The sequence below is a fragment of the Microcoleus sp. Pol11C2 genome (genome assembly GCF_036701505.1).
In the GTDB taxonomy this organism is placed as follows: Bacteria; Cyanobacteriota; Cyanobacteriia; order Cyanobacteriales; family Microcoleaceae; genus Microcoleus.
This window is the reverse complement of sequence record NZ_JAUBQX010000062.1, coordinates 1-18,615: the sequence shown is the minus strand read 5'-3', so window position 1 is coordinate 18,615 and position 18,615 is coordinate 1. Positions and strand designations below refer to the sequence as shown.

Genomic DNA, 18,615 nt, shown 5'->3' with positions numbered 1-18,615 from the left:
GCAGATGATAAATTATCAATAGTTTTGACTTTAAAACCTAGCAATGGCAGGTTTTGTGCAAAATTTATTAGCCCTAAACCTGCCCTTACTAATAGATTAGATCGCACTTATTCCCAGTTTATTGCTCTTGCCGCTGGCCGTCGCGGAATACTCCCGGAATTCGCCGGCCTCTGGTATCGATAATTGTGCCTTTGCCGTGAGGCAATCCCTTGCGTAACTCTCCCTGATAGCGGATACCGTTGGAGAACGAACAGTTACCCCTGCCATCAAGTTCTTGAGTATAGAACTGTCCCGAACACCGACTGCCGTCAGCCCGGGTGAACGCTCCCGTACCTAAAGGCTTGCCCCCTAAAAATTGACCCACAAAGCGATCGCCATTAGCAAAAATGAATTGCCCTTGTCCCGTGGGCACGCCTACTTTTTGATCGAGAGAAAACGACCCTATATAGCGATCGCCATTAGTAAAAATAGCTGTCCCGGAACTAACTTTGCCATCTCGGAATATGCCCTCCACGCGGGCGTCGTCCTTAAATATAAATTGTCCTCGACCATTTGGTTTGCCCAGACGGAACTGCCCCTCATAGCGATCGCCGTTGGAATATACGTATACCCCAGTGCCACTGGGCAAACCGTTAACGAACTGTCCGATGTAGCTATCACCGCTATCATAATCGCACCTAACTCTACCTGTAGCGATAGCTGGCACGCAGCGACCGGTTTTAGCTTCTGTTCCTTGCGCCATTGAGGGCAAGGGATCAATCGCGTAACTACCAATTCCCAACACTGATGCAACTAATAAAGCGATTCCACTGAGCCAAGAACGGGAAATCATCAATCAACTTTCTCCTATGCGCTGTTAGATATTATCTTCTTCTGTCCTTTGTCTTTTGTCCCATTTGTTGTCAAAAGTTGGCTGAAAACCTCAATCATTTATCCTTTACGAAACTCCGGGCTTGCCGTTGCGAAATACCCCCGGAAAGCGCCTACCGCTAGCATCGATCATCGTCCCGACACCGTGAGGCACTCCCTTTCGCAATTCTCCTTCATAGCGCGTACCGTTGGGAAAAGTGCAGGAGACACTAGCGTCAAGTTCTTGATTAAAAAATCTGCCGGAACAGCGAGTGCCATCTACCCGCACCAATACCCCAGGCCCAAAGGGTGAGCCTGCAAAGAATTGTCCTTCGTAGCGATCGCCATTGGTATAAAAAAATTGACCCCGCCCTGAGGGTTGGCTGCTAATGGCATCAGTCTGAACGTTCCTGACGACTGCGAAGTTTCCGACATAGCGCTCGCCGTTGGCAAAAACGACTGTCCCAGATCTCATTGTGCCGTCTTGGAACACGCCTGTGTAGCGGGCATCATCTTTAAAAATGAATGTCCCTCTACCATTGGGCACTCCATTGCGAAATTGTCCTTCGTAGCGATCGCCATTAGCGTACACGTAGACTCCACTGCCGTCGGGCAGACCGTTGACGAAATTTCCCTCGTAGTTATCGCCTCCCTCGTAATTGCATTTTACTCTTCCCGTAGGAGGGTTTCCTTGGCAGAAGGGAGAGCGTTTTCCTTCTTCTGGTTTTGGTTGAGCCATTGATGGCTGGGGATTCAAGAGATTAGTGGCGCTGCCGATAGAAGAAGCAACTAATATCACCATCCCTAATTTTTGAATTGAACCGAGCATGATCAATCTCCTTTAACTTCAATTACTAATAGGGATTTTCTAGAAGCTAATACTCAATGAAAAGTCCTCTATTTTTTAATCCCTGTACTAATTTTACCTTCAGGTTCGAGATCTGCCCTAAATGCAAAAAGGCAAAAACTATAATTTTTGCCTTTAGCATTTTTCCTGCTTTACTGTCAATTTTTAGCGTCGCCCTGAGCTATTCGGATTTGGAAGACGGCTAATAACTGCATTGGCTGGTTGTAATTGGCGACTTGCGGGTTTTTCGCCAACACCTTTGGCTACCTCAACGCCGTTTTCCTCCAGAATTACGATCGGATCTGCTCCTTGCTTGAGATCGACCCGCTTCACCAACACTTGCCCGTTAGACAGCCGCTGCCCGACTTTGACATATCGGCTGGTTGGTTCATTGGGTACTTTGACAATCACTTGCGTCTCGTTCCCGACTTTTACCACCCCGCTGACTTCAGTGCCTGTAGCGATGTCAGTAGAAGGCGGTGGCGGAACTACTGGGATTACGGGAGGAGGCGGGGGATTTGGGTCTACCCACTGGGGCGGGCGCTTGTCTACTGGCAGTTCCGGCAGATCCGGCACTCCTATAGGTCTAGCTGCTATTGGCTGGGGCGGGCGCGGGGGACCCGCACGGCGAGGCTGCGGATTCCGCGCATCTTGGGATCTACCTCCTGTTGGCCCAGTTCCAGGACGACCGGTGCCAGGACCTCTTGCTACCCTGGCATTGGGGTCTCTCCATTGGGGCGGGCGCTTGTCTACTGGCAGTTCCGGCAGATCCGGCACTCCTATGGGTCTAGCTGCAATCGGTTCGAGTCCAGGCGGGGATGTACGAGTACGACCTAACTGAGGAGGAGTGAGCCCCGGAACTTGGGGCGGCAAGCCAATTTGTCCCCCGGTGCCTCCGGGTAAGGAACCATTTCTGCCACCGCCACCTAACCGAGGAGCAGTTAGCCCTGGAACTAGGGGAGGCGAGCCAATTTGCCCCCCATCACCTCCGGGAAGTAAAGGGCCTCCCGATCGACCTCTTAGTTGCTGAGTGCCTGCTCGACCGCCCGTGGGTCCTCTGGAGATAGTAACCGTCTGATTAGGCCTGTTAAGTGGGGGGGGAGCCAATAACTCGGGAAGTTCGGGTAGCACGGCAACTTGTCGCTGTGGCAGTTTGGGGAGTTCTGAGGTAGTCCCACCCGCTCCGTTGGCTCCTGGAGGGATTTGTAATACGATCGGCGGCAGCGGCCCAAAGGGGTCTAACTGAGAAGGATTCGCTGTCACAGGGCCTTGGGGTACTGGCTGAAGCGGAAGTGTTGGATTCCTGTCCTTTTTGTTGCCGATATTTGTTTGAGCCTGTCTCGCTCGTTCCTCTGGGTTTGTCGATCGAATTAACCCTGGAGGCTGGGCGGCTACTATTGGAGACTGGAAAGTCGGAGTTGCTGGGGTGGGGCTGGCAGAGGCGGCCGGAGACGGAGAGGCTGCACTAGGGCTGGGGCTGGGGCTGGCTGTGTTGCTGCCGTCGCCACCACCGCATCCTCCGATCGAGAAAGCTAGTAGTCCTATAGTCGCAAAATATAAAAGTTTGTACATTGCCGATCGCCCCTAACTGCTTAATTTCAAGATATCCAACAAGGCTCTGCAATTACAGCCTGTTGCCGTTTATCAGTTTATCTGTGTTCGATGTTATGCGATCGCTTGAAAATTGCCAAGTTTTCCTGATGATCTGATCTGGGGATCAAGCGATCGGTTTTTGGGAGCGGGTTAGGATATCAGTGGCGGTTGTTGTTCGACATATTGAATCAATTAAGGTATTTAGATAATGGCAAAAGTGATTCTCAAGCGAATTTGGCGATCGGGCTTTGTTTTTGCGACCGTTTTGGTGGGTGTGGGATCGGCGGGCGGCGAGGTGCATTCTCATTCACATCAGCCAGAAACTCAGGTGATGACATTGGTGCCCGATGTTAGTTCCCAGCAGCTCGATCGCACTATAACGGGATCGGAATTCACAACTGGCAAATTGTACTCTCAGTTTTGGAACCCGTCAAATGGTTCTGCCAAACCGCGAGCAAATCAACCGGCTAAGCCACCGGGGAATCCACAGGTATTTCAAGCTAAAATCAAGCGCCGTGCTGGCGGGACGCCGGTGATTGATGTGGTATTTAACGGCAACAAGACTTTTGAGATGATTCTCGATACCGGGGCAAGCGGCACTTTGATTTCTCAGCAGATGGCTACTGCACTGGGAGTGAGGCCGGTGCGTACCGTGAGAGCGGGGATCGCTGATGGTAGCGTTGTCGAGTTCCCGATCGGTCGAGTGCGATCGATTCGGGTTGGGGGTGCTGTGATCCAAAATGTCGAAGTGGCGATCGCCAAACAAATGCCAATAGGTCTGCTCGGTCACGATTTCTTTGGCAATTACGATGTCAAAATTAAAAAAGATGTTGTAGAATTTTATGTCCGCTGAGAGTGAGCGGAATCGGAAACCGATTTTTGCTCAACTCGTGTCCTTTACAGTTATTAGCAACCGGGTCAAGGCTTTTAAATTTATTGGTTGAGGCGGTAGCAAAATGCAACCAAGTGTGGTATTGTTCTTTGTGTTTCAAGAGCCACCGACGGTTAAACTATCCGTGAAATCCGGCCACAAAAGCACGGCTGCTGTTGGTGAGATCGGTAACAGTCTCCGACAACCATTCACAGTACAAGCCAAGGCAATCAATTAAACAATTCGCCAAGCAGGTCGAAGTTAGTTCCCAAAATGCTGTGGCTGAGGGAATTTTGGTTGGCATTGTTCAGCCGGAGCCTACAAAATATGTAAACTGATTAGCGGCAGATGTTCCGCAAAATCGGAAATACATGACCATCGAGAAATTAATTATTGTAAATAAGGTATTCGCATGGCACAAGCGTCTGTATCTCCTGTAGTGCTGATTATTCTAGACGGCTGGGGTTATCGTGAAGAAAAAGACGGAAATGCGATAGCCGCGGCAAAAACACCCGTGATGGACAGTCTCTGGGCCGCTTATCCCAGAACTCTGATTCACACATCGGGTCGGGCGGTAGGGCTGCCAGACGGGCAAATGGGTAACTCAGAGGTTGGTCACTTGAATCTGGGCGCGGGCCGCGTCGTTCCTCAAGAGTTGGTGCGGATCTCGGATGCAGTGGAAGATGGTTCTTTGCTCAACAATAAAGCGCTGGTTGGGCTTTGCGAGAAAGTCCGCGCCACGGGCGGCAAGTTGCACCTGACTGGTCTTTGTTCTGAAGGCGGGGTTCATTCCCATCTCAGTCATATTAAGGGTTTGCTGCAATTAGCAAAAGCACAGGGAATTTCGGAGGTTTGTATTCACGCGATTACTGACGGTCGTGATACTACTCCGAAAGAGGGTGTCGAAGCTCTAGGCAAGATAGAAAGTTATATCGCAGAGGTAGGGGTCGGTCGGATTGCGACCATTAGCGGCCGCTACTACGCGATGGACAGGGACAAGCGCTGGGATCGGGTGCAGCGCGCTTACGAGGTGATGACGACTGAGGGTGCTCCAGACGGTCGATCGGCTGTGGATGTGTTGCAGGCCTCCTATGCTGAAGGAGTGACCGACGAGTTTGCTGTTCCGACTCGGATTTCTCCGGGGGCGGTGGCATCCGGGGATGGGGTAATTTTCTTTAATTTTCGCCCGGACAGGGCGAGAGAATTGACTCAGGCTTTTGTGGCACCGGATTTTAAGGGGTTTGAACGGCCGTTAATTGAGTCCTTGGCGTTTGCGACTTTTACTCAGTACGACCCGAAACTCTCGGTAATGGTGGCTTTTGAACCGCAGAATTTGAACAATATTCTGGGCGAGGTGATTTCTAAGCACGGTTTGCAGCAGTTGCGGACGGCGGAAACTGAAAAGTACGCTCATGTGACTTATTTTTTTAATGGGGGTCTGGAAGAGCCTTTTCTCGGAGAACACCGGGAGTTGGTGCAGAGCCCGATGGTGGCGACTTACGATGAGGCGCCCCAGATGTCGGCAGACTTGGTGACGGATGGGGTGGTGACGGCTTTGGAAAAAGGCATCTATTCGTTTATGGTGATTAACTACGCTAACCCCGATATGGTTGGTCATACGGGGATGATGGATGCGACGATAATTGCGATCGAAACTGTGGATAAATGTTTGGGGCGGCTGTTGAGCGCCATTAGTAAAGCTGGGGGAACGGCAATTATTATTGCTGACCACGGAAATGCTGAACAGATGTTTGACGAGGACGGAAATCCCTGGACGGCTCACACTACTAACCCAGTGCCGTTTATTCTGGTAGAGGGTGAAGGTCGGAAGATTCCGGGTCACGGAACGGATGTTCCTCTGAGGACGGATGGTTGTTTGGCGGATATTGCGCCGACGATTCTGGAGCTGTTGAGGTTGCCTCAGCCCCCGGAGATGACGGGACGCTCTATGATTCGATCGGCTGAGTTTGAAGTTCGCGCCAATCGCACTCCTGTGCGAGTCCGATTGTAGTAGGGACGCAGCAGTAGGGACAAAGGCTTTCGCCCTTCTTCGTGTCAATTTAACGTCAAACCCAGTCACAGAATGCTGTTTGACTATTAAGCCTAGATCCCCCCTAGCCCCCCTTAAGAAGGGGGGAACCGGAAATGGCTCAAAGTCCCCCTTTTTAAGGGGGATTTAGGGGGATCTGGACTCAGGTAAAAACGAGGTTTATCAAGGCTTTCAGGCTTAAGTTGACGCCAATGGGCTCTTGGAGTGTCTCTGCATAAATTGTGTGCGATCGACCGAATTTGATATGATAATAAATTACCGATTACTAATTACCAATTACTCCAGATTATGAATATTGTTTCTGTGTTACAAGTTATCTGGTCTTTGTCTGCTTTAGGACTTGTGGTTTTTGTGTTGCTGCACAGTCCTAAAGGCGATGGCATTGGAGGGATTGGCGGACAAGCTCAATTGTTTACCAGCGCCAAAAGTGCAGAAACGAGTCTGAACCGGATTACTTGGGGTTTGTCTATTGTTTTTATGGGTTTGACTGTGATTTTGAGTGCTGGTTGGTTGGCGCCTAAGTTATAAGATTTGGATTTTTAACCGCAGATGAACGCAGATAGACGCAGATAATATCAAGTTCATCTGCGTTTATTTTCGTCTATCTGCGGTTGCAACAATGCGGTTGTGGAAAGTTACAGTAAAATCTCGATTGCTGGCTGGTTTGGGATTGGCTTTATGTTGTTTTAGCCTGATAATTTTTACTCAGGTTAATACTCCGGCGGCGAATCTTTCTTCTCTCCCTAATAGTTTGCCATATCCACAGGTTCACCCTTTGCCGCCAACGCTAGCGAAGTGGCAAGATTCCACAAATAGTGGTGAGTATTTTGACCAGGTTAAGCCACCGAATTTCGGTCATTTGCTATGGTCTAAGTTTCCGATTCAGGTTTATGTTGAGCGTCCAGTTGATGCTAATAAGTCTGAAGAATGGGTGGCGGCTGTGTTGGATGTTGTCCGGGAATGGGGGGTTTATTTGCCTTTGGAAGTGGTGGATAGTTCGGAGGTGGCTGATATTAGGATTTTACGTCGCGCTCCGGCTTTGCGTCAAGGGGTTTTGCGATCGCGCTCTGGAGAGGCTACCTATGAATTGTACGCCCGTCGGGATGGGGATAAAACTGTTTTATCTCATCGGTTTTCGGTTTATTTGAATCCGAATCAAGTGGGTAAGTATATTCCGGCGACGGCGCGGCACGAGTTGGGTCACGCTTTGGGAATTTGGGGTCACAGTTTGATGGAAACTGATGTGCTTTATTTTTCTCAGGTGAGAAATCCTCCGCCTATTTCAGCGAGGGATGTTAATACTTTGAAGCGAGTTTATGAACAGCAGACTCGGTTAGGGTGGGAATTGTAGTTACGCGGGAATGGAATTGGCTTCTACAGAAACCAACTGCGCCTTTGCGGACTCTAACAACACGATAGTTAATAGGAAAGAGAAGAAAGATGAAAGATGAAGCTTTTGGGATGGTGCCAGTTTTTGCGACTGAAACTGATAGTTTATTTTTGTTGATTCAACATCAAGCGGGACATTGGGCGTTTCCAAAAGGTCACGCGAATCCGGGGGAATCGGCGCTAGAAACGGCGAAGCGGGAGTTTGAGGAGGAAACTGGCATCCGCGATTGTGAAGTGCTTGAGGGGCCTAGTTTTGTGGAACGTTATTCCTTTGTTAAGGAGGGAAAGCCTAGTTCGGTGCAACATTATTCCTCGGCGAAGGAAGGAGAATCAATTGAAAAGACTGTTACTTACTTTTTGGCTTTTGTAAATTCAATGGAAGTTCAGTTGCAACTAGAGGAAGTTCAAAATTCGGCCTGGACTTCCTTTGAGGATGCAGTTAAGCTGATTACTTTTGATGGGAATCGGCAAGTTTTAAGGGAAGTCAAAGCATTTTTGGACGCGAGAAATTAGTGTTAATCAGTCTTGGACGCACACACTTGTTTATGTAGAGGGCGCCACACCTTACGCTATAAGTAGTGTGTCAAAGCACTTTTTGCGTCCACGATTGTTAAGATATAGTCCGGTTATACGATCGCCTTTAAGTTTGTACTAAGGACTTTAGTGCTTCGTGAATACAAGCTTTAAGAGAGGGCTCCAGTCCTTACTACAAACAAATTGTTTTGTTAAATACCCGACCTCTTAAAGAAGTCGGGTATCTAGGTATTCTGTGAGATTATTTGTTGATTTTCTGAGCTTCGGCGTGGTGTTGCAAGCGAGAGAAAACGTTGTAGGCATCGGGGCCGGGAGTATCGTGTTCGGCAGCGCCGTCGATGGGGCCGTCGATGGCTTTCCAAGCAGGAATTCCGCCTTTTAGTTCGGCTACTTTTCTAAAGCCTGCTGCGCGGAGGAGATTGGCAGCTTCGGCGGTTTGTTGGTCGTTTTCGCCGTAGATGTAGATGTCGCGGATGGGTTCTAAACTCGATTGGGCTCTAGCGACTAATTCGTCCATTGGCATCATTACGGCGCCGGTAATGTGGCTTTTGGTGAAGCTTTCAAAGTCACGGGCGTCGATGATTGTGAGTCCGGGTTCGCCCCAATCTAAACGGGCTTTGAGGTCGTGGCTAGATGCTTGAGCTTTTAAACCGGGAGGAGTCGGAGTAATGTCGGGAAGTTTTTCTTTGATGTCGGAAATTTGGTCGGGAATAGTTTTCATGGGTAAAATGTTGTTCAATGTTTTGATTGCCATTGCAATGTAACAAGAGGTTTAGGTTGAATTCGTCTTTCTAAAGGCTGAATCTGGCATTGAACTAAAGTCGCAGTTAAGCTGGTTTCCTGGTTGTTAACTAAGGTTGGGATCGCTACATTTGTTGAGGTTGCTAGAGGAAAGCGGGCTGTGCTTCAGATTGTTTCATCGCATTTTCTGTGGAGAATTTGAAGTGCGATCGCTCGTTAGATTAGGTATTTTATCAAACGATTTCCTTTTAGTCAATCACAATTATTTTAAAACTAAATTGGTCGAAGTTGTGTACAGCCTCACACGGAATTTTACCGAAAACTTGAAATGTTTGTCAGCAAGATTTATGATAATATTTGATACTAAGAACAAGTATTTAAAGGTAGGAATATGTCTGAGAAAGATGAAATTGCGGTGTCTAACACTTTGACACCTGAAGAGCAAGCGCTTTGGGATGCTAAGGCGAAAGTTCGGGTACTGCTGAATTTGTGGGATTTGGGTGGCGGGAGGATGAAGGTGAAAAAGGGGGATTTGACTAAGCGAATTGTGCGGACTAATGAGACGAGTCAGAGATATGTGGAAGTGCTCGGCGAGTTGCAGGCGACTGGGGCGATCGAGTATTCGCTGGTAAATCGGGTGACGCTGGTGGAATTGAGCGCGAAAGGGAAAGAAGTTTTAGCGCAGGGGCTCAAAAGTAAGGATTCTTTGTTTGAGTTTGATGGTTCTCAAATTGGTACTCGGCTGGGAAATTCTTTGTTGAAGTGGATTCGGCATCAGGATAGTGCGGCGAGTGTTGCTGTTGATAAGGGGAAGGCGGATGTAGGGACGATCGCATCCTATGAGGATTTTAAGGCTGTGGCGCTTGATGTGTATGACAGCTTGAACCGGGATTATAACTTAGACGATTTAGTGCCGATTTATCGGATGCGTCGGGCGATCGGGGAAAGGGTAGGGCGATCGGATTTCAATGAGTGGCTGTTGGAAATGCAGGCTAATGACATTTTTCAGCTAATAGGTGGCAGTGTAGAAGACAGCGCCCCCGACAAAATCGAAGATTCTATCACAACAAAAGTGAACGGTTTGCGCTGCTATGTCAAGCGTTTAACCTAATTAATTTGAGTTAGTAGTGCATTCGCTCCTTTATCTTCACACTCACACAAAACGATGAATGACTTTCACTCCTCAATCCCCGACCTTAATAAAGCTATTGCAAGTCAAAACCCTTTTGACAGATCGTTAATAGTCAGGAGCAATGATATTTGGAACCCAAGTTTTCCTGACGTTCCTTCTATCAATGCTCATGCCTCTGATGCTATCTTTCAGGCGATCGAGCAAATCCGCGCCGGGTATCGTACAGTTAGTGGCATCACGATCAAAGCTGAAAAAGGTCTAGGAAAAAGCCACCTAATCAGTCGGATTCGCAGCCGCCTTCTCGATGAAGGTGGTTCTTTCTTTGTTTATATGAGCGACGTAGACTATGGAAACTTAAACCGAGTCCACGCTAACTTTCTCAACACTTTGTCTTTAAGCCTGAAACAGATTGGTAACGAAGGCGTAATGCAGTGGCAAGAATTAGCAACTGCTTTGATCAATGAGGCCTTACGAAAAACTCACATACCTCAAAATTTAGTCAAGCAATTTTCGGGGGCATTAGCTAAAAATCCTAAATTAGTTGATGCCTTAACTGCCAAAGTGCTTCAAATTAAGCCAAACATCGAAAATCCTTATTTAATCCAGGCTATTCTGTGGACACTTGCTTCAGATAAAGTGAGCTTTGCGACCAACTGGCTGTCTGGAAAAGCCTTGGCACAAGCACAAGCGGATGCAATGGGTTTACCAAATTCTACAGAAGAGGATAAAGAAGGTGAAGCATTTCAGACTGTCTGCCAAATTTTAGACTTAATCGGTGATTACAGAACTCTAGTAATTGGCTTTGATGAGTTAGAGAGTGTAGATCGGAATGAAGCTGGTTTCACTAGAGCACAGGTCGTCGCGCTCTTAGTAAAAGACCTGTACGGTAAAATTAAACGAGGTGTCTTAATGACAGCTATGTTTGATGACACTTGGACATTGCAGATCAGAGCATTACCGCAGGCAGAGTCAGTCACAGCTAGAATGGGTGAAAAGATTTTTGATTTACAGTATCTGAATGCTGATGATGTAGTGACTCTAGTTTCTCAATGGCTCAAAGAATTTTATGACAGTAAAGGTTTAACTCCACCTTATCCCGTTTATCCTTTTCATGAAGGTGAATTAAGAGAACTGGGAAAAGAAAAATTAATTGTCAGAAAGGTTTTAGAGGAGTGTGCTAAGAATTGGAAAGTACCTGACGCTCCTACTCCACCGCCAACAGCAGCAGATCCACTCCATCAAGTTGAACTTGCTTTCAACAATGAACTGAATGCACTTGAGGGAACAATCGACAACTATTTTGACGATAGCAATATTTTAGCCGAGGCTCTATATTTGGCCTTCCTTGCAGTCAAAGGGGAGACTGTGGAACGAATGCAAGTTGAGGAGATTGAAAAGGTACAAACTAAAGCTGTAGACAAAGGTTATCTCCACTTTAGAATTCGAGGCAAAGAAAATGGAAAGTCTGTCAAGATAGTAGTAGCAGTTGTCCAAGAATCTGGAGCAAAGTTTGTCAGTGCCGCATTAAAGCGATTAATTGAGTATCAAAAGTTTGATATGACTCGCGGTTGTTTAGTTCGTTCTAAAGATGTTAAACCGAAGACTGTAGGAAAACAGTGTTTGGATCAACTTCTTTCTCAAGAACTAGGTGGAGAATTTGTCAAGCTTGCAAGTGAAGATATCAAGCCTCTATTAGCCATTTATTTGGTCAACAAAGCTCGCACAGAGTACGATGTAACCGAAGAGCAAATACTGGAGTTTATTGTTCAAAAAAAACTTGCGACTGAAAATTATATAATTTGTGAAATTCTTAGCGATCCGTCGGGTCAGATTCCTGATGGGTTAGTTGATGAAAATGAGAGAGCTGAAAGTACCTTGATAACTGATACAACGGAAATTAACAACCTCGACGAAGCACTTGATAAATTATTAGGTCAATAAGTGGATGAGTTATTCTGTTTTTGTTGATACGGCTTTGCAGTTACCTGCCCCAGACGTGGAAGCCTTAATCCAAGGGCGAGTGATTGCAGCCATGCCTCGAATTTTCATCGAGCCTGGTAGGTCATTTGCCCTATATCCAGCCAATATCTCGATTAATTTGATCCCCCATGAGCAATACTACCGATCGAGTTTTTTACCAATTGCTAAAACCTCATTTTCTCAGTTAACTTCTGAGACGATTTTGATAAAAGCTTGGGCTAAATGCGAATTCTGCCAAATACTAAACGATCCAGAATCATTAGAGGCTGTGTCGCAGTTAACAGTCTGGACAACAGAGGCATTACAGCAAACTCTTCTAGAGAAACCTTATCTTTTTATAGCTCATCTTCGCGTCTATTTGCTGTCTCAGCCGCTGGAAATGCCTGTGCATCTCAGTGGCAATTTTGTTTCTTTGCCAAAATCCCTAACTGTTACTGATTCAACGCCTGTGTTGAGCGAGTCTATCTTTGCCAAACGCCGTCAAACTCTGGAAAACCTAGAGCCGCCAGAACATCCAGAATTGGAAGAGTTGCAAAGTGGATTAGTGCATTTATCCACCACCAACCCAAAAGCCAAACAACTAGACGCAGAAATCAAAATGTTTCTAGGTTGGAGTAGCGATAAGCGTGTAAAACCAATCAAACCGGATTTAGCTTGGATAAAGACTATAGCAGCTTTGGGAAATCGCACCAAAGAACTAGATACAGACAAAAGCAACTATCAAGCAGGAACAGACTTTGAAATTGTAGTGCGCGATAGCCTTGAGTTTTTGGGATTTACCATAGATTATGCTCACAAAGGTGGTGCTGGTGGCTTAGATTTATTATGCTCCAAACCTTACCCCTTAGTTGGCGAGTGCAAAGCCGGTAAAAAAATCCCTAACGATACAGCAGTTCAATTGCTGAATTTAGGAACGTTACGGCTCAAAGATAAAGAAATACTCGCAAAAGCAACTAAGTTGATTATTGGCCCTGGCGTTCCAACTCCTCAACTTATGGATGCAGCAAAAGTACACGGTATGGCAATTATGAACCCTGAGACGCTTGAAAAACTGGTTAAACTTCAAAGCACCTATCCTAACTCGGTGGACTTATTTAAACTGAGAGAATACTTAAAACCGGGACAAGCTGATGATGAAGTGGCTAAATACATTGAGCAAGTCGAACAAGAAATTAAAGTGCGATCGCACGTTCTTTCTATTCTGAAAAAGTATCACGAAAATTCTGGTTCTGAACAAGCAAGTGTGGATGCTCTTAGCGGTGCGTATTCAATGTCTAGCCCACCCAAGAAGTTGTCCCGCGAAGAGTTGCACGAAATGTTAGTAGAACTTTCTTCTCCGCTGACAGGTTATGCAGGGCGAATTAAAGGCGAGAGTTTAGGGCGCGATCGCTTTTATTTCCTGCGCGATTTGCCGCTAGATGATTGAGATACATCAAGGGCGATTCCCTACCGGATAGCTTCGCCGCGCGCACTTTATCCAATTTCCTACACAGCATCAGGATCTACGCCCAATTCCCGTAACCTCGCCGCCAACCTTTCAGCTTTCTGCAATTGAGCTTGTTCTGCCTTAATTAACCCTTCCACCAATGGCGGATCTAAAATTTCATTGACTGATAATCTCAGATTGGGAAATACTACAGATTCCATTTCCTCACCAGGCAAGAAATCTGTATACGTGTAACCATCTTCACCTTCAATCAATGCAAAAAGCCGGATTTTTTGCTTGCCCGTTTTAGGGTCAACAATGCAATATTCTGGCACATTCGCTAATTCGTACTCTCCGCGTTTAATCACGTAATCTTCGCGGCGATTTTCGCTGACTACTTCTACCACTAAAAGCGGCTTTTCATCAAATTCGAGGATACCTGCACCGGGTCTAGCAGCAGCTTGTTCCAAAAGACTTTGAGTGCAGACAACTACATCGGGAATCCGAGATTTATCTTCATCGGTTCTCACTCCCAAGCCAGTTTTTACTACTAAGTTAAGATTGTGTTCAGCTAGGTAACGCTGCAATTGGTAAACTAAATATTCGCAAATTTTGATATGTAAAATTGTGGCTGTTGGGATCGCAATTAATTTGCCTTTGTACAGTTCATATTTTACATCCAATTCTTCTTGATAAAATCGGTATTCTTCAAAAGTTAATGTCGGCGAAGTATCGATCTGTTTTTCTTCTACTGTTGGCACAATAGATTGAGACATATATTTTTACTTATCTCTATAGTTTGCTATTATACTCAATTGTAATTTTAACACTCAAGACATCGATTACCAAAAGATCGATCGCCCTTATTGAATCTCCAATAAGCACAGGCCGCAAGAGTTTTAATATTTTTCAAAATACAAATTAAATATTTGGTTCAGTTCACCATTTGGGCGATCGCCTCAACAAGGCTGTAGCTGCCTCACTGTCGAGAGGTTTAGAGAAAAAGTACCCCTGACCGTACTCGCAGCCGATCGCCCGCATTTGAGCCAATTGGACGGCGGTTTCGACACCTTCGGCCACTACCTCCATCCCCAAACTGCGGGCTAGCATGACGATCGCCCGCACGATTTCCAAGTTTTCACCCGTTTCTCCGACGCGACTGACAAAAGAGCGATCGACCTTCAAAATATTAATCGGGAACTTGTGCAAATAACTCAGAGACGAATAACCAGTGCCGAAATCATCAATGCACAAATCAATCCCCAAGTCTCTCAACTGCGAAAGCATCGCCGCCGCCGCTTCCCCATCTTCCATCACCACACTCTCAGTAATCTCCAACTTCAAACAGCGAGCGTCAACACCCGTTTCCTGGAAAACTTGCTTAATTTGCTCGATGGATTCCGGTTCCGCAAACTGCCTCCCCGAAAGATTTACTGCTACAGTCAGCCGCGAATTTCCCACAGGTAAATTCAAACTCTGCCACTTAATAATTTGGCGGCAGCTTTCGTTCAGAACCCACAAACCCAAAGGCATAATTAACCCAGTTTCCTCTGCCATCGCAATAAATTCCATCGGCGAAACTAAACCCCGTTCCGGGTGCAGCCAGCGCACCAGCGCCTCAAATCCGATAACATAACCACTTTTTAAACTAACGATCGGCTGATAATAAACAGTAAAAGGACATTCCAATTTTAAAGCAGTCACTTGCGACTTCGGACGCTCCAATCTCCGATCAATTTCACTCATAGGCGAGTTTTCCGCCGCCGTCCCACAGGCGAAATCCACTATCGAATATTTCAAATTTAGTTCTTCAACCGACTGCCGCAAATCGTGTTCCAAGTGCATCAAAGCCACAGCCTGAGTGTGCATCGCACGGGTGAAAACTTCGTAGCGAGCTTTACCGAGAGCTTTTGCCCGGTACATTGCAATATCAGCATCGCGCAAAATATCTCCCGGCCACTGATATTTGTCGGTACTCAAAGCAATGCCAATGCTAGCAGTAATTAAAACTTTATTACCTTCCAAATTCAGCGGTCGTTCGATCGTTTTGAGAATTGCCTTTGCTTGGGCGATAGCCTCATCAACACCGTGAATTTCTTCCAGCAAAATCACAAACTCATCTCCCCCCAGACGCGCCACCGTATCCCCTGGCCGCAAACAAGTCAAGAGACGGCGAGCCACAGCCACCAACAGCCGATCGCCCGTGCGGTGTCCCTGACTGTCATTAATCACCTTAAACCTGTCCAAATCCAGAAACAGCACCGCAAACTGCTCGCTCGGATGCCGTTGGGCGCGGGCAAAAGCTTGCCCCAACCTGTCAGTCAACAAAGCACGGTTCGGCAACTCCGTCAGCGCATCGTGCAAAGCATCATGCAACAATTGTTCTTCAGCCAGCTTGCGCTCAGTCACGTCGTGACAGTTGACCACAATTCCCCGCACCGAAGGTTCGTCGAGCAAATTAGTCGCCACCGCTTCCAACACGCACCAGGAACCGTCCTTGTGTTGCACTCGGTATTCCGCCATTCCCTGGCTAACTCTCGGCATTTGCATGACACCTTTGAACACCTGATCCACTATCAGCAATTCGTCAGGGTGAATCAAGTCAAATATAGACCGGCCGAGGACTTCCGCCGTCGGGTAGCCCAAAATCCGCTCTAGGGAAGGAGAGACATAGCGGCAAAAGCCTTTCTCGTCGAGAATCACAATAATGTCTCTAGCATTTTCAATCAAAGATCGAAAGCGCTTTTCGCTTTGCCGCAGCTCTTGTTCCGTGCGCTTCTGGTCAGTAATATCGGTATTCATGTAAATCAGACCGACAATTTTCCCTGTAGGGTCTTTAATAGCATCGGCCCGCAGCAACACTTGCAAAGTTTCACCGCTTTTAGTGCGCTTGGTAGTTTCACCAAACCAAGAATAACCTTGGGCGATCGTGTCGAGTACCTCCTTGGCGACTGCGGGGTCAGCAAAAACTGCCGATATACCTCCGGCTAGTTTAAATTCCTCTGCGGTGTCCCATTCAAATAGCTGAGAAAACGCTTGATTTTGATAAATGTGAGTGCCGTTCGCATCGCTGAGCCCGATCGCGTCACTCGAACTTTCCACCGCCTTGCGAGTCAACACCAGAGCTTCTTCTGCCCGCTTGCGCTCGGTAATGTCTATCCCTACCAGACAAGCTGCTTTGCCCTGATCGTACTTTTGAGCCACAATCAAATAATATCCCGCCGACTCTCCGCCGTCGGTTTTTACCTTAATGCTGAGTTCTTTAACCGCTTCCGTAGCGTCGCTGCCAAAAAACTCCACCACAAAAGAGTAAAAATCCGGCCTACCGCCCAGAAAACCAATATCTTGACCGACAAAAGCCGACGGGGGCAAATCGTACAGTTTGGCTAAGTGCTGGTTAACCCCCAAATAGCGCAAATCCGAGCTAATCCAAGATACTGTTCCCGGAACTGCTTCCAAAATCGTTTGCAGTTGGTCGTTAGCTTGCTGCAATGCTTGCTGCACTTCACATATTGGTTCCGACAAGTCAGACTGAACTCCTACAAAATGAGTCAAATTAGCGTTGTCGTCTCGCACGGGAGATAGCGATAATTTGCTCCAAAACGGAGTGCCGTCTTTGCGGTAATTTTTGATTGGTGTCTGGATTTCTCGACCTTGGCGCAAGGCCTCGCGGATATTAGCTACAGTAGTTCGATCTGTATCGGGACCTTGCAAAAATCGGCAATTACGCCCCAAGATTTCACGGGCGCAGTAACCCGTCATCCGTTCAAAGGCCGGATTGCAATAAATTATGGGACAATCTGGTGCATTGGCGTCAGCAATGACAATGCCACTGCTAGTAGCTGCCAAGGCTCGATCGCGCAGCCACAGTGCTTCTGATGCAGTATGGCGATCGCCGACACCCCCCACATCACCTAAATTAGAAATTGACTGGTTCTCCCGATCTCCCATCAGCCGAACTTTCAAGCAAACCTTTACAATTTCCGAGTTGTTTCTTACTCTAACGTTTTTCAGGACTCGCGCAACCTAAATTGTATCTGCGCATTTAAGTAAGCGGGATTTCACCTTAGTTGTTAGTTGTATTTTATACGCTTGCTGTTCGGCATTTAAAAAAGCACCTCTTCACTTCCGCAGTGAAAAACCCTCTATTCTTCTCCCCCTCAGACTCTCTCCCCCTCTCCCCTTCTCCCCTTCTCCCCGCGCCATGGCAATCATGATCTGCAGCAGCTTATTTAGCAGGAGTTGCAGCTTGAGAAGTCGGCGGCGCAATATTAATTAATGGCAAAGTTCCGCCTCCTCCCATTACTGTCGGAAACTGACCGTTCCATTTTTCAATTGCTTGCTGCTGCAAAATTTCGGCCGTTAAAGTTTGTCGCTGCAAGCGTTGAGCTTCTGCATGACCTTTAGCACGGTTGATTTCAGCTTGAGCGTCTTGGGTTGCTTTTTGAACTGTAAATTCTGCTTGTTTGGCCTCTTGTTCTGCTATTTGTTTGGATTCGATGGCTTTGCTAAATTCTGGAGAAAAGCCAAAATTGATTAAAGAAACATCTCTGACAATGACGCCGTAAGGTTCCAAACGCTTTTTGAGACTGTTGTCGATTTCTGTTTTTAGTTCGGTGCGCTTAGTGATAATTTCTTCTGCGGTTTTTTTAGAAGTTGCTGCCTTGAGAACTTCAGAAATTGCCGGACTCAGAATGCTGGTAACAATTTTTTCTTCGTCTCCTATTTGTTGGTAAATTTGATTTACTTTCGCGGGATCTACATTCCAGTTGACTGCCAAATCTGTAGTAATGCTTTGCAAATCTTTGGATGCTGCATCTGCTTTCAAATCTGTTTTTTGTACCCGCACGCTGAGAGTTTTTACAGAGGTGACGATCGGTAAAATCGGGTGAATGCCTTCATCTAAAATCGCGTCTTGAACTTTCCCGAAGCGCATCATAACGCCGCGTTCCCCTGGGCCGACAATGGTAAAAGGTCTTAAAATCAAGGCTGCGATAATGAAGACGATGCCACCGACGATGTAGAGAGCTAGGTTGTACTTAACACTTTGCATGGTTTTCATATGTTGATTCACCTATGTTGTGTTACTTGATGTTAGTTTTCTATTCATCTTATCTAAGATTATAGGTAATTGCTCAACTAGGGGAAAAAAGGGAGCCATGAATAGAGAGGGCTTGTTGAATAGCTTGATAAGCAGTTAAGC

16 protein-coding genes are annotated in these 18,615 nt (G+C 46.8%); 8 read left to right on the top strand and 8 right to left on the bottom strand.

The genetic code is table 11. The features are described from left to right. Nucleotides 1-118: 118 nt before the first annotated feature. The 3 genes from QUA42_RS24245 to QUA42_RS24235 form a co-directional block, all read right to left on the bottom strand. Nucleotides 119-832 (bottom strand): MORN motif-containing protein, encoded by a 714-nt coding sequence (locus QUA42_RS24245; RefSeq protein ID WP_333140831.1) that lies wholly within the window; start codon nucleotides 830-832, stop codon nucleotides 119-121. A gap of 105 nt (nucleotides 833-937) precedes the next feature. Beyond that, entirely contained in the window at nucleotides 938-1,678 is a 741-nt protein-coding gene (locus tag QUA42_RS24240) for an MORN motif-containing protein (RefSeq protein ID WP_333140797.1), read from the bottom strand. A gap of 183 nt (nucleotides 1,679-1,861) precedes the next feature. Beyond that, on the bottom strand, nucleotides 1,862-3,268 hold the full coding sequence (locus tag QUA42_RS24235) for a hypothetical protein (protein ID WP_333140795.1): 1,407 nt from the start codon (nucleotides 3,266-3,268) through the stop codon (nucleotides 1,862-1,864). A gap of 229 nt (nucleotides 3,269-3,497) precedes the next feature. Here QUA42_RS24235 and QUA42_RS24230 point away from each other — a divergent pair, with 229 nt between their 5' ends. After that, nucleotides 3,498-4,142: a retropepsin-like aspartic protease gene (locus QUA42_RS24230; RefSeq protein WP_333140794.1), complete on the top strand. Its 645-nt coding sequence runs from the start codon at nucleotides 3,498-3,500 to the stop codon at nucleotides 4,140-4,142. A gap of 157 nt (nucleotides 4,143-4,299) precedes the next feature. Here QUA42_RS24230 and QUA42_RS24225 read toward each other — a convergent pair whose 3' ends face one another. Beyond that, nucleotides 4,300-4,464 carry a hypothetical protein gene (locus QUA42_RS24225; RefSeq protein WP_333067666.1) on the bottom strand — a complete coding sequence of 55 codons (165 nt, stop codon included), beginning with the start codon at nucleotides 4,462-4,464 and terminating at the stop codon, nucleotides 4,300-4,302. A gap of 108 nt (nucleotides 4,465-4,572) precedes the next feature. Here QUA42_RS24225 and gpmI point away from each other — a divergent pair, with 108 nt between their 5' ends. From gpmI to QUA42_RS24205, 4 genes are all read left to right on the top strand, one after another. Further along, the gene (gpmI, locus tag QUA42_RS24220; RefSeq protein ID WP_333067664.1) at nucleotides 4,573-6,171 is read left to right on the top strand and encodes a 2,3-bisphosphoglycerate-independent phosphoglycerate mutase; all 1,599 of its coding nucleotides are present in this window, start codon (nucleotides 4,573-4,575) and stop codon (nucleotides 6,169-6,171) included. Between the two features lie 327 nt (nucleotides 6,172-6,498). Next, entirely contained in the window at nucleotides 6,499-6,738 is a 240-nt protein-coding gene (gene secG, locus QUA42_RS24215) for a preprotein translocase subunit SecG (RefSeq protein ID WP_015175238.1), read from the top strand. A 91-nt stretch (nucleotides 6,739-6,829) separates the two neighbouring features. Beyond that, a complete protein-coding gene (locus QUA42_RS24210) occupies nucleotides 6,830-7,561 on the top strand; it encodes a peptidase (RefSeq protein ID WP_333140792.1) in 732 nt (243 codons plus the stop codon). 89 nt (nucleotides 7,562-7,650) lie between these two features. Next, complete coding sequence (locus tag QUA42_RS24205; protein ID WP_333140790.1) at nucleotides 7,651-8,112, top strand: NUDIX domain-containing protein; 462 nt, start codon at nucleotides 7,651-7,653, stop codon at nucleotides 8,110-8,112. A 262-nt stretch (nucleotides 8,113-8,374) separates the two neighbouring features. Here QUA42_RS24205 and QUA42_RS24200 read toward each other — a convergent pair whose 3' ends face one another. Then, nucleotides 8,375-8,887: a rhodanese-like domain-containing protein gene (locus QUA42_RS24200; RefSeq protein ID WP_333140788.1), complete on the bottom strand. Its 513-nt coding sequence runs from the start codon at nucleotides 8,885-8,887 to the stop codon at nucleotides 8,375-8,377. A gap of 378 nt (nucleotides 8,888-9,265) precedes the next feature. Between QUA42_RS24200 and QUA42_RS24195 the strand changes: the two genes are divergently transcribed. The 3 genes from QUA42_RS24195 (at nucleotide 9,266) to QUA42_RS24185 (ending at nucleotide 13,412) form a co-directional block, all read left to right on the top strand. Continuing rightward, entirely contained in the window at nucleotides 9,266-9,985 is a 720-nt protein-coding gene (locus tag QUA42_RS24195) for a hypothetical protein (protein WP_333140786.1), read from the top strand. Between the two features lie 408 nt (nucleotides 9,986-10,393). After that, entirely contained in the window at nucleotides 10,394-11,947 is a 1,554-nt protein-coding gene (locus QUA42_RS24190; protein ID WP_333140785.1) for a hypothetical protein, read from the top strand. Nucleotides 11,948-11,951: 4 nt separating this feature from the next. After that, nucleotides 11,952-13,412, top strand: coding sequence for a DUF1802 family protein (locus QUA42_RS24185; RefSeq protein ID WP_333140783.1), 1,461 nt, complete (start codon nucleotides 11,952-11,954; stop codon nucleotides 13,410-13,412). A 59-nt stretch (nucleotides 13,413-13,471) separates the two neighbouring features. On the opposite strand, the gene QUA42_RS24180 is transcribed toward QUA42_RS24185, so the two are convergent. The 3 genes from QUA42_RS24180 to QUA42_RS24170 form a co-directional block, all read right to left on the bottom strand. Then, the gene (locus tag QUA42_RS24180; protein WP_333140781.1) at nucleotides 13,472-14,188 is read right to left on the bottom strand and encodes a Uma2 family endonuclease; all 717 of its coding nucleotides are present in this window, start codon (nucleotides 14,186-14,188) and stop codon (nucleotides 13,472-13,474) included. A 163-nt stretch (nucleotides 14,189-14,351) separates the two neighbouring features. Further along, the gene (locus QUA42_RS24175) at nucleotides 14,352-17,363 is read right to left on the bottom strand and encodes an EAL domain-containing protein (protein ID WP_333140779.1); all 3,012 of its coding nucleotides are present in this window, start codon (nucleotides 17,361-17,363) and stop codon (nucleotides 14,352-14,354) included. Between the two features lie 277 nt (nucleotides 17,364-17,640). Next, complete coding sequence (locus tag QUA42_RS24170) at nucleotides 17,641-18,474, bottom strand: prohibitin family protein (protein WP_333140777.1); 834 nt, start codon at nucleotides 18,472-18,474, stop codon at nucleotides 17,641-17,643. Nucleotides 18,475-18,615 lie beyond the last annotated feature (141 nt).

Excerpts from the sequence above, each read along its gene's own strand:
- QUA42_RS24210 (WP_333140792.1), top strand. The coding sequence starts at position 6,830 with ATGCGGTTGTGGAAAGTTACAGTAAAATCTCGATTGCTGGCTGGTTTG.
- gpmI (WP_333067664.1), top strand. The coding sequence starts at position 4,573 with ATGGCACAAGCGTCTGTATCTCCTGTAGTGCTGATTATTCTAGACGGC.
- QUA42_RS24180 (WP_333140781.1), bottom strand. The coding sequence starts at position 14,188 with ATGTCTCAATCTATTGTGCCAACAGTAGAAGAAAAACAGATCGATACT.
- secG (WP_015175238.1), top strand. The coding sequence starts at position 6,499 with ATGAATATTGTTTCTGTGTTACAAGTTATCTGGTCTTTGTCTGCTTTA.
- QUA42_RS24230 (WP_333140794.1), top strand. The coding sequence starts at position 3,498 with ATGGCAAAAGTGATTCTCAAGCGAATTTGGCGATCGGGCTTTGTTTTT.
- QUA42_RS24245 (WP_333140831.1), bottom strand. The coding sequence starts at position 832 with ATGATTTCCCGTTCTTGGCTCAGTGGAATCGCTTTATTAGTTGCATCA.
- QUA42_RS24235 (WP_333140795.1), bottom strand. The coding sequence starts at position 3,268 with ATGTACAAACTTTTATATTTTGCGACTATAGGACTACTAGCTTTCTCG.
- QUA42_RS24200 (WP_333140788.1), bottom strand. The coding sequence starts at position 8,887 with ATGGCAATCAAAACATTGAACAACATTTTACCCATGAAAACTATTCCC.
- QUA42_RS24205 (WP_333140790.1), top strand. The coding sequence starts at position 7,651 with ATGAAAGATGAAGCTTTTGGGATGGTGCCAGTTTTTGCGACTGAAACT.
- QUA42_RS24240 (WP_333140797.1), bottom strand. The coding sequence starts at position 1,678 with ATGCTCGGTTCAATTCAAAAATTAGGGATGGTGATATTAGTTGCTTCT.
- QUA42_RS24185 (WP_333140783.1), top strand. The coding sequence starts at position 11,952 with ATGAGTTATTCTGTTTTTGTTGATACGGCTTTGCAGTTACCTGCCCCA.
- QUA42_RS24170 (WP_333140777.1), bottom strand. The coding sequence starts at position 18,474 with ATGAAAACCATGCAAAGTGTTAAGTACAACCTAGCTCTCTACATCGTC.
- QUA42_RS24225 (WP_333067666.1), bottom strand. The coding sequence starts at position 4,464 with ATGCCAACCAAAATTCCCTCAGCCACAGCATTTTGGGAACTAACTTCG.
- QUA42_RS24175 (WP_333140779.1), bottom strand. The coding sequence starts at position 17,363 with ATGGGAGATCGGGAGAACCAGTCAATTTCTAATTTAGGTGATGTGGGG.
- QUA42_RS24195 (WP_333140786.1), top strand. The coding sequence starts at position 9,266 with ATGTCTGAGAAAGATGAAATTGCGGTGTCTAACACTTTGACACCTGAA.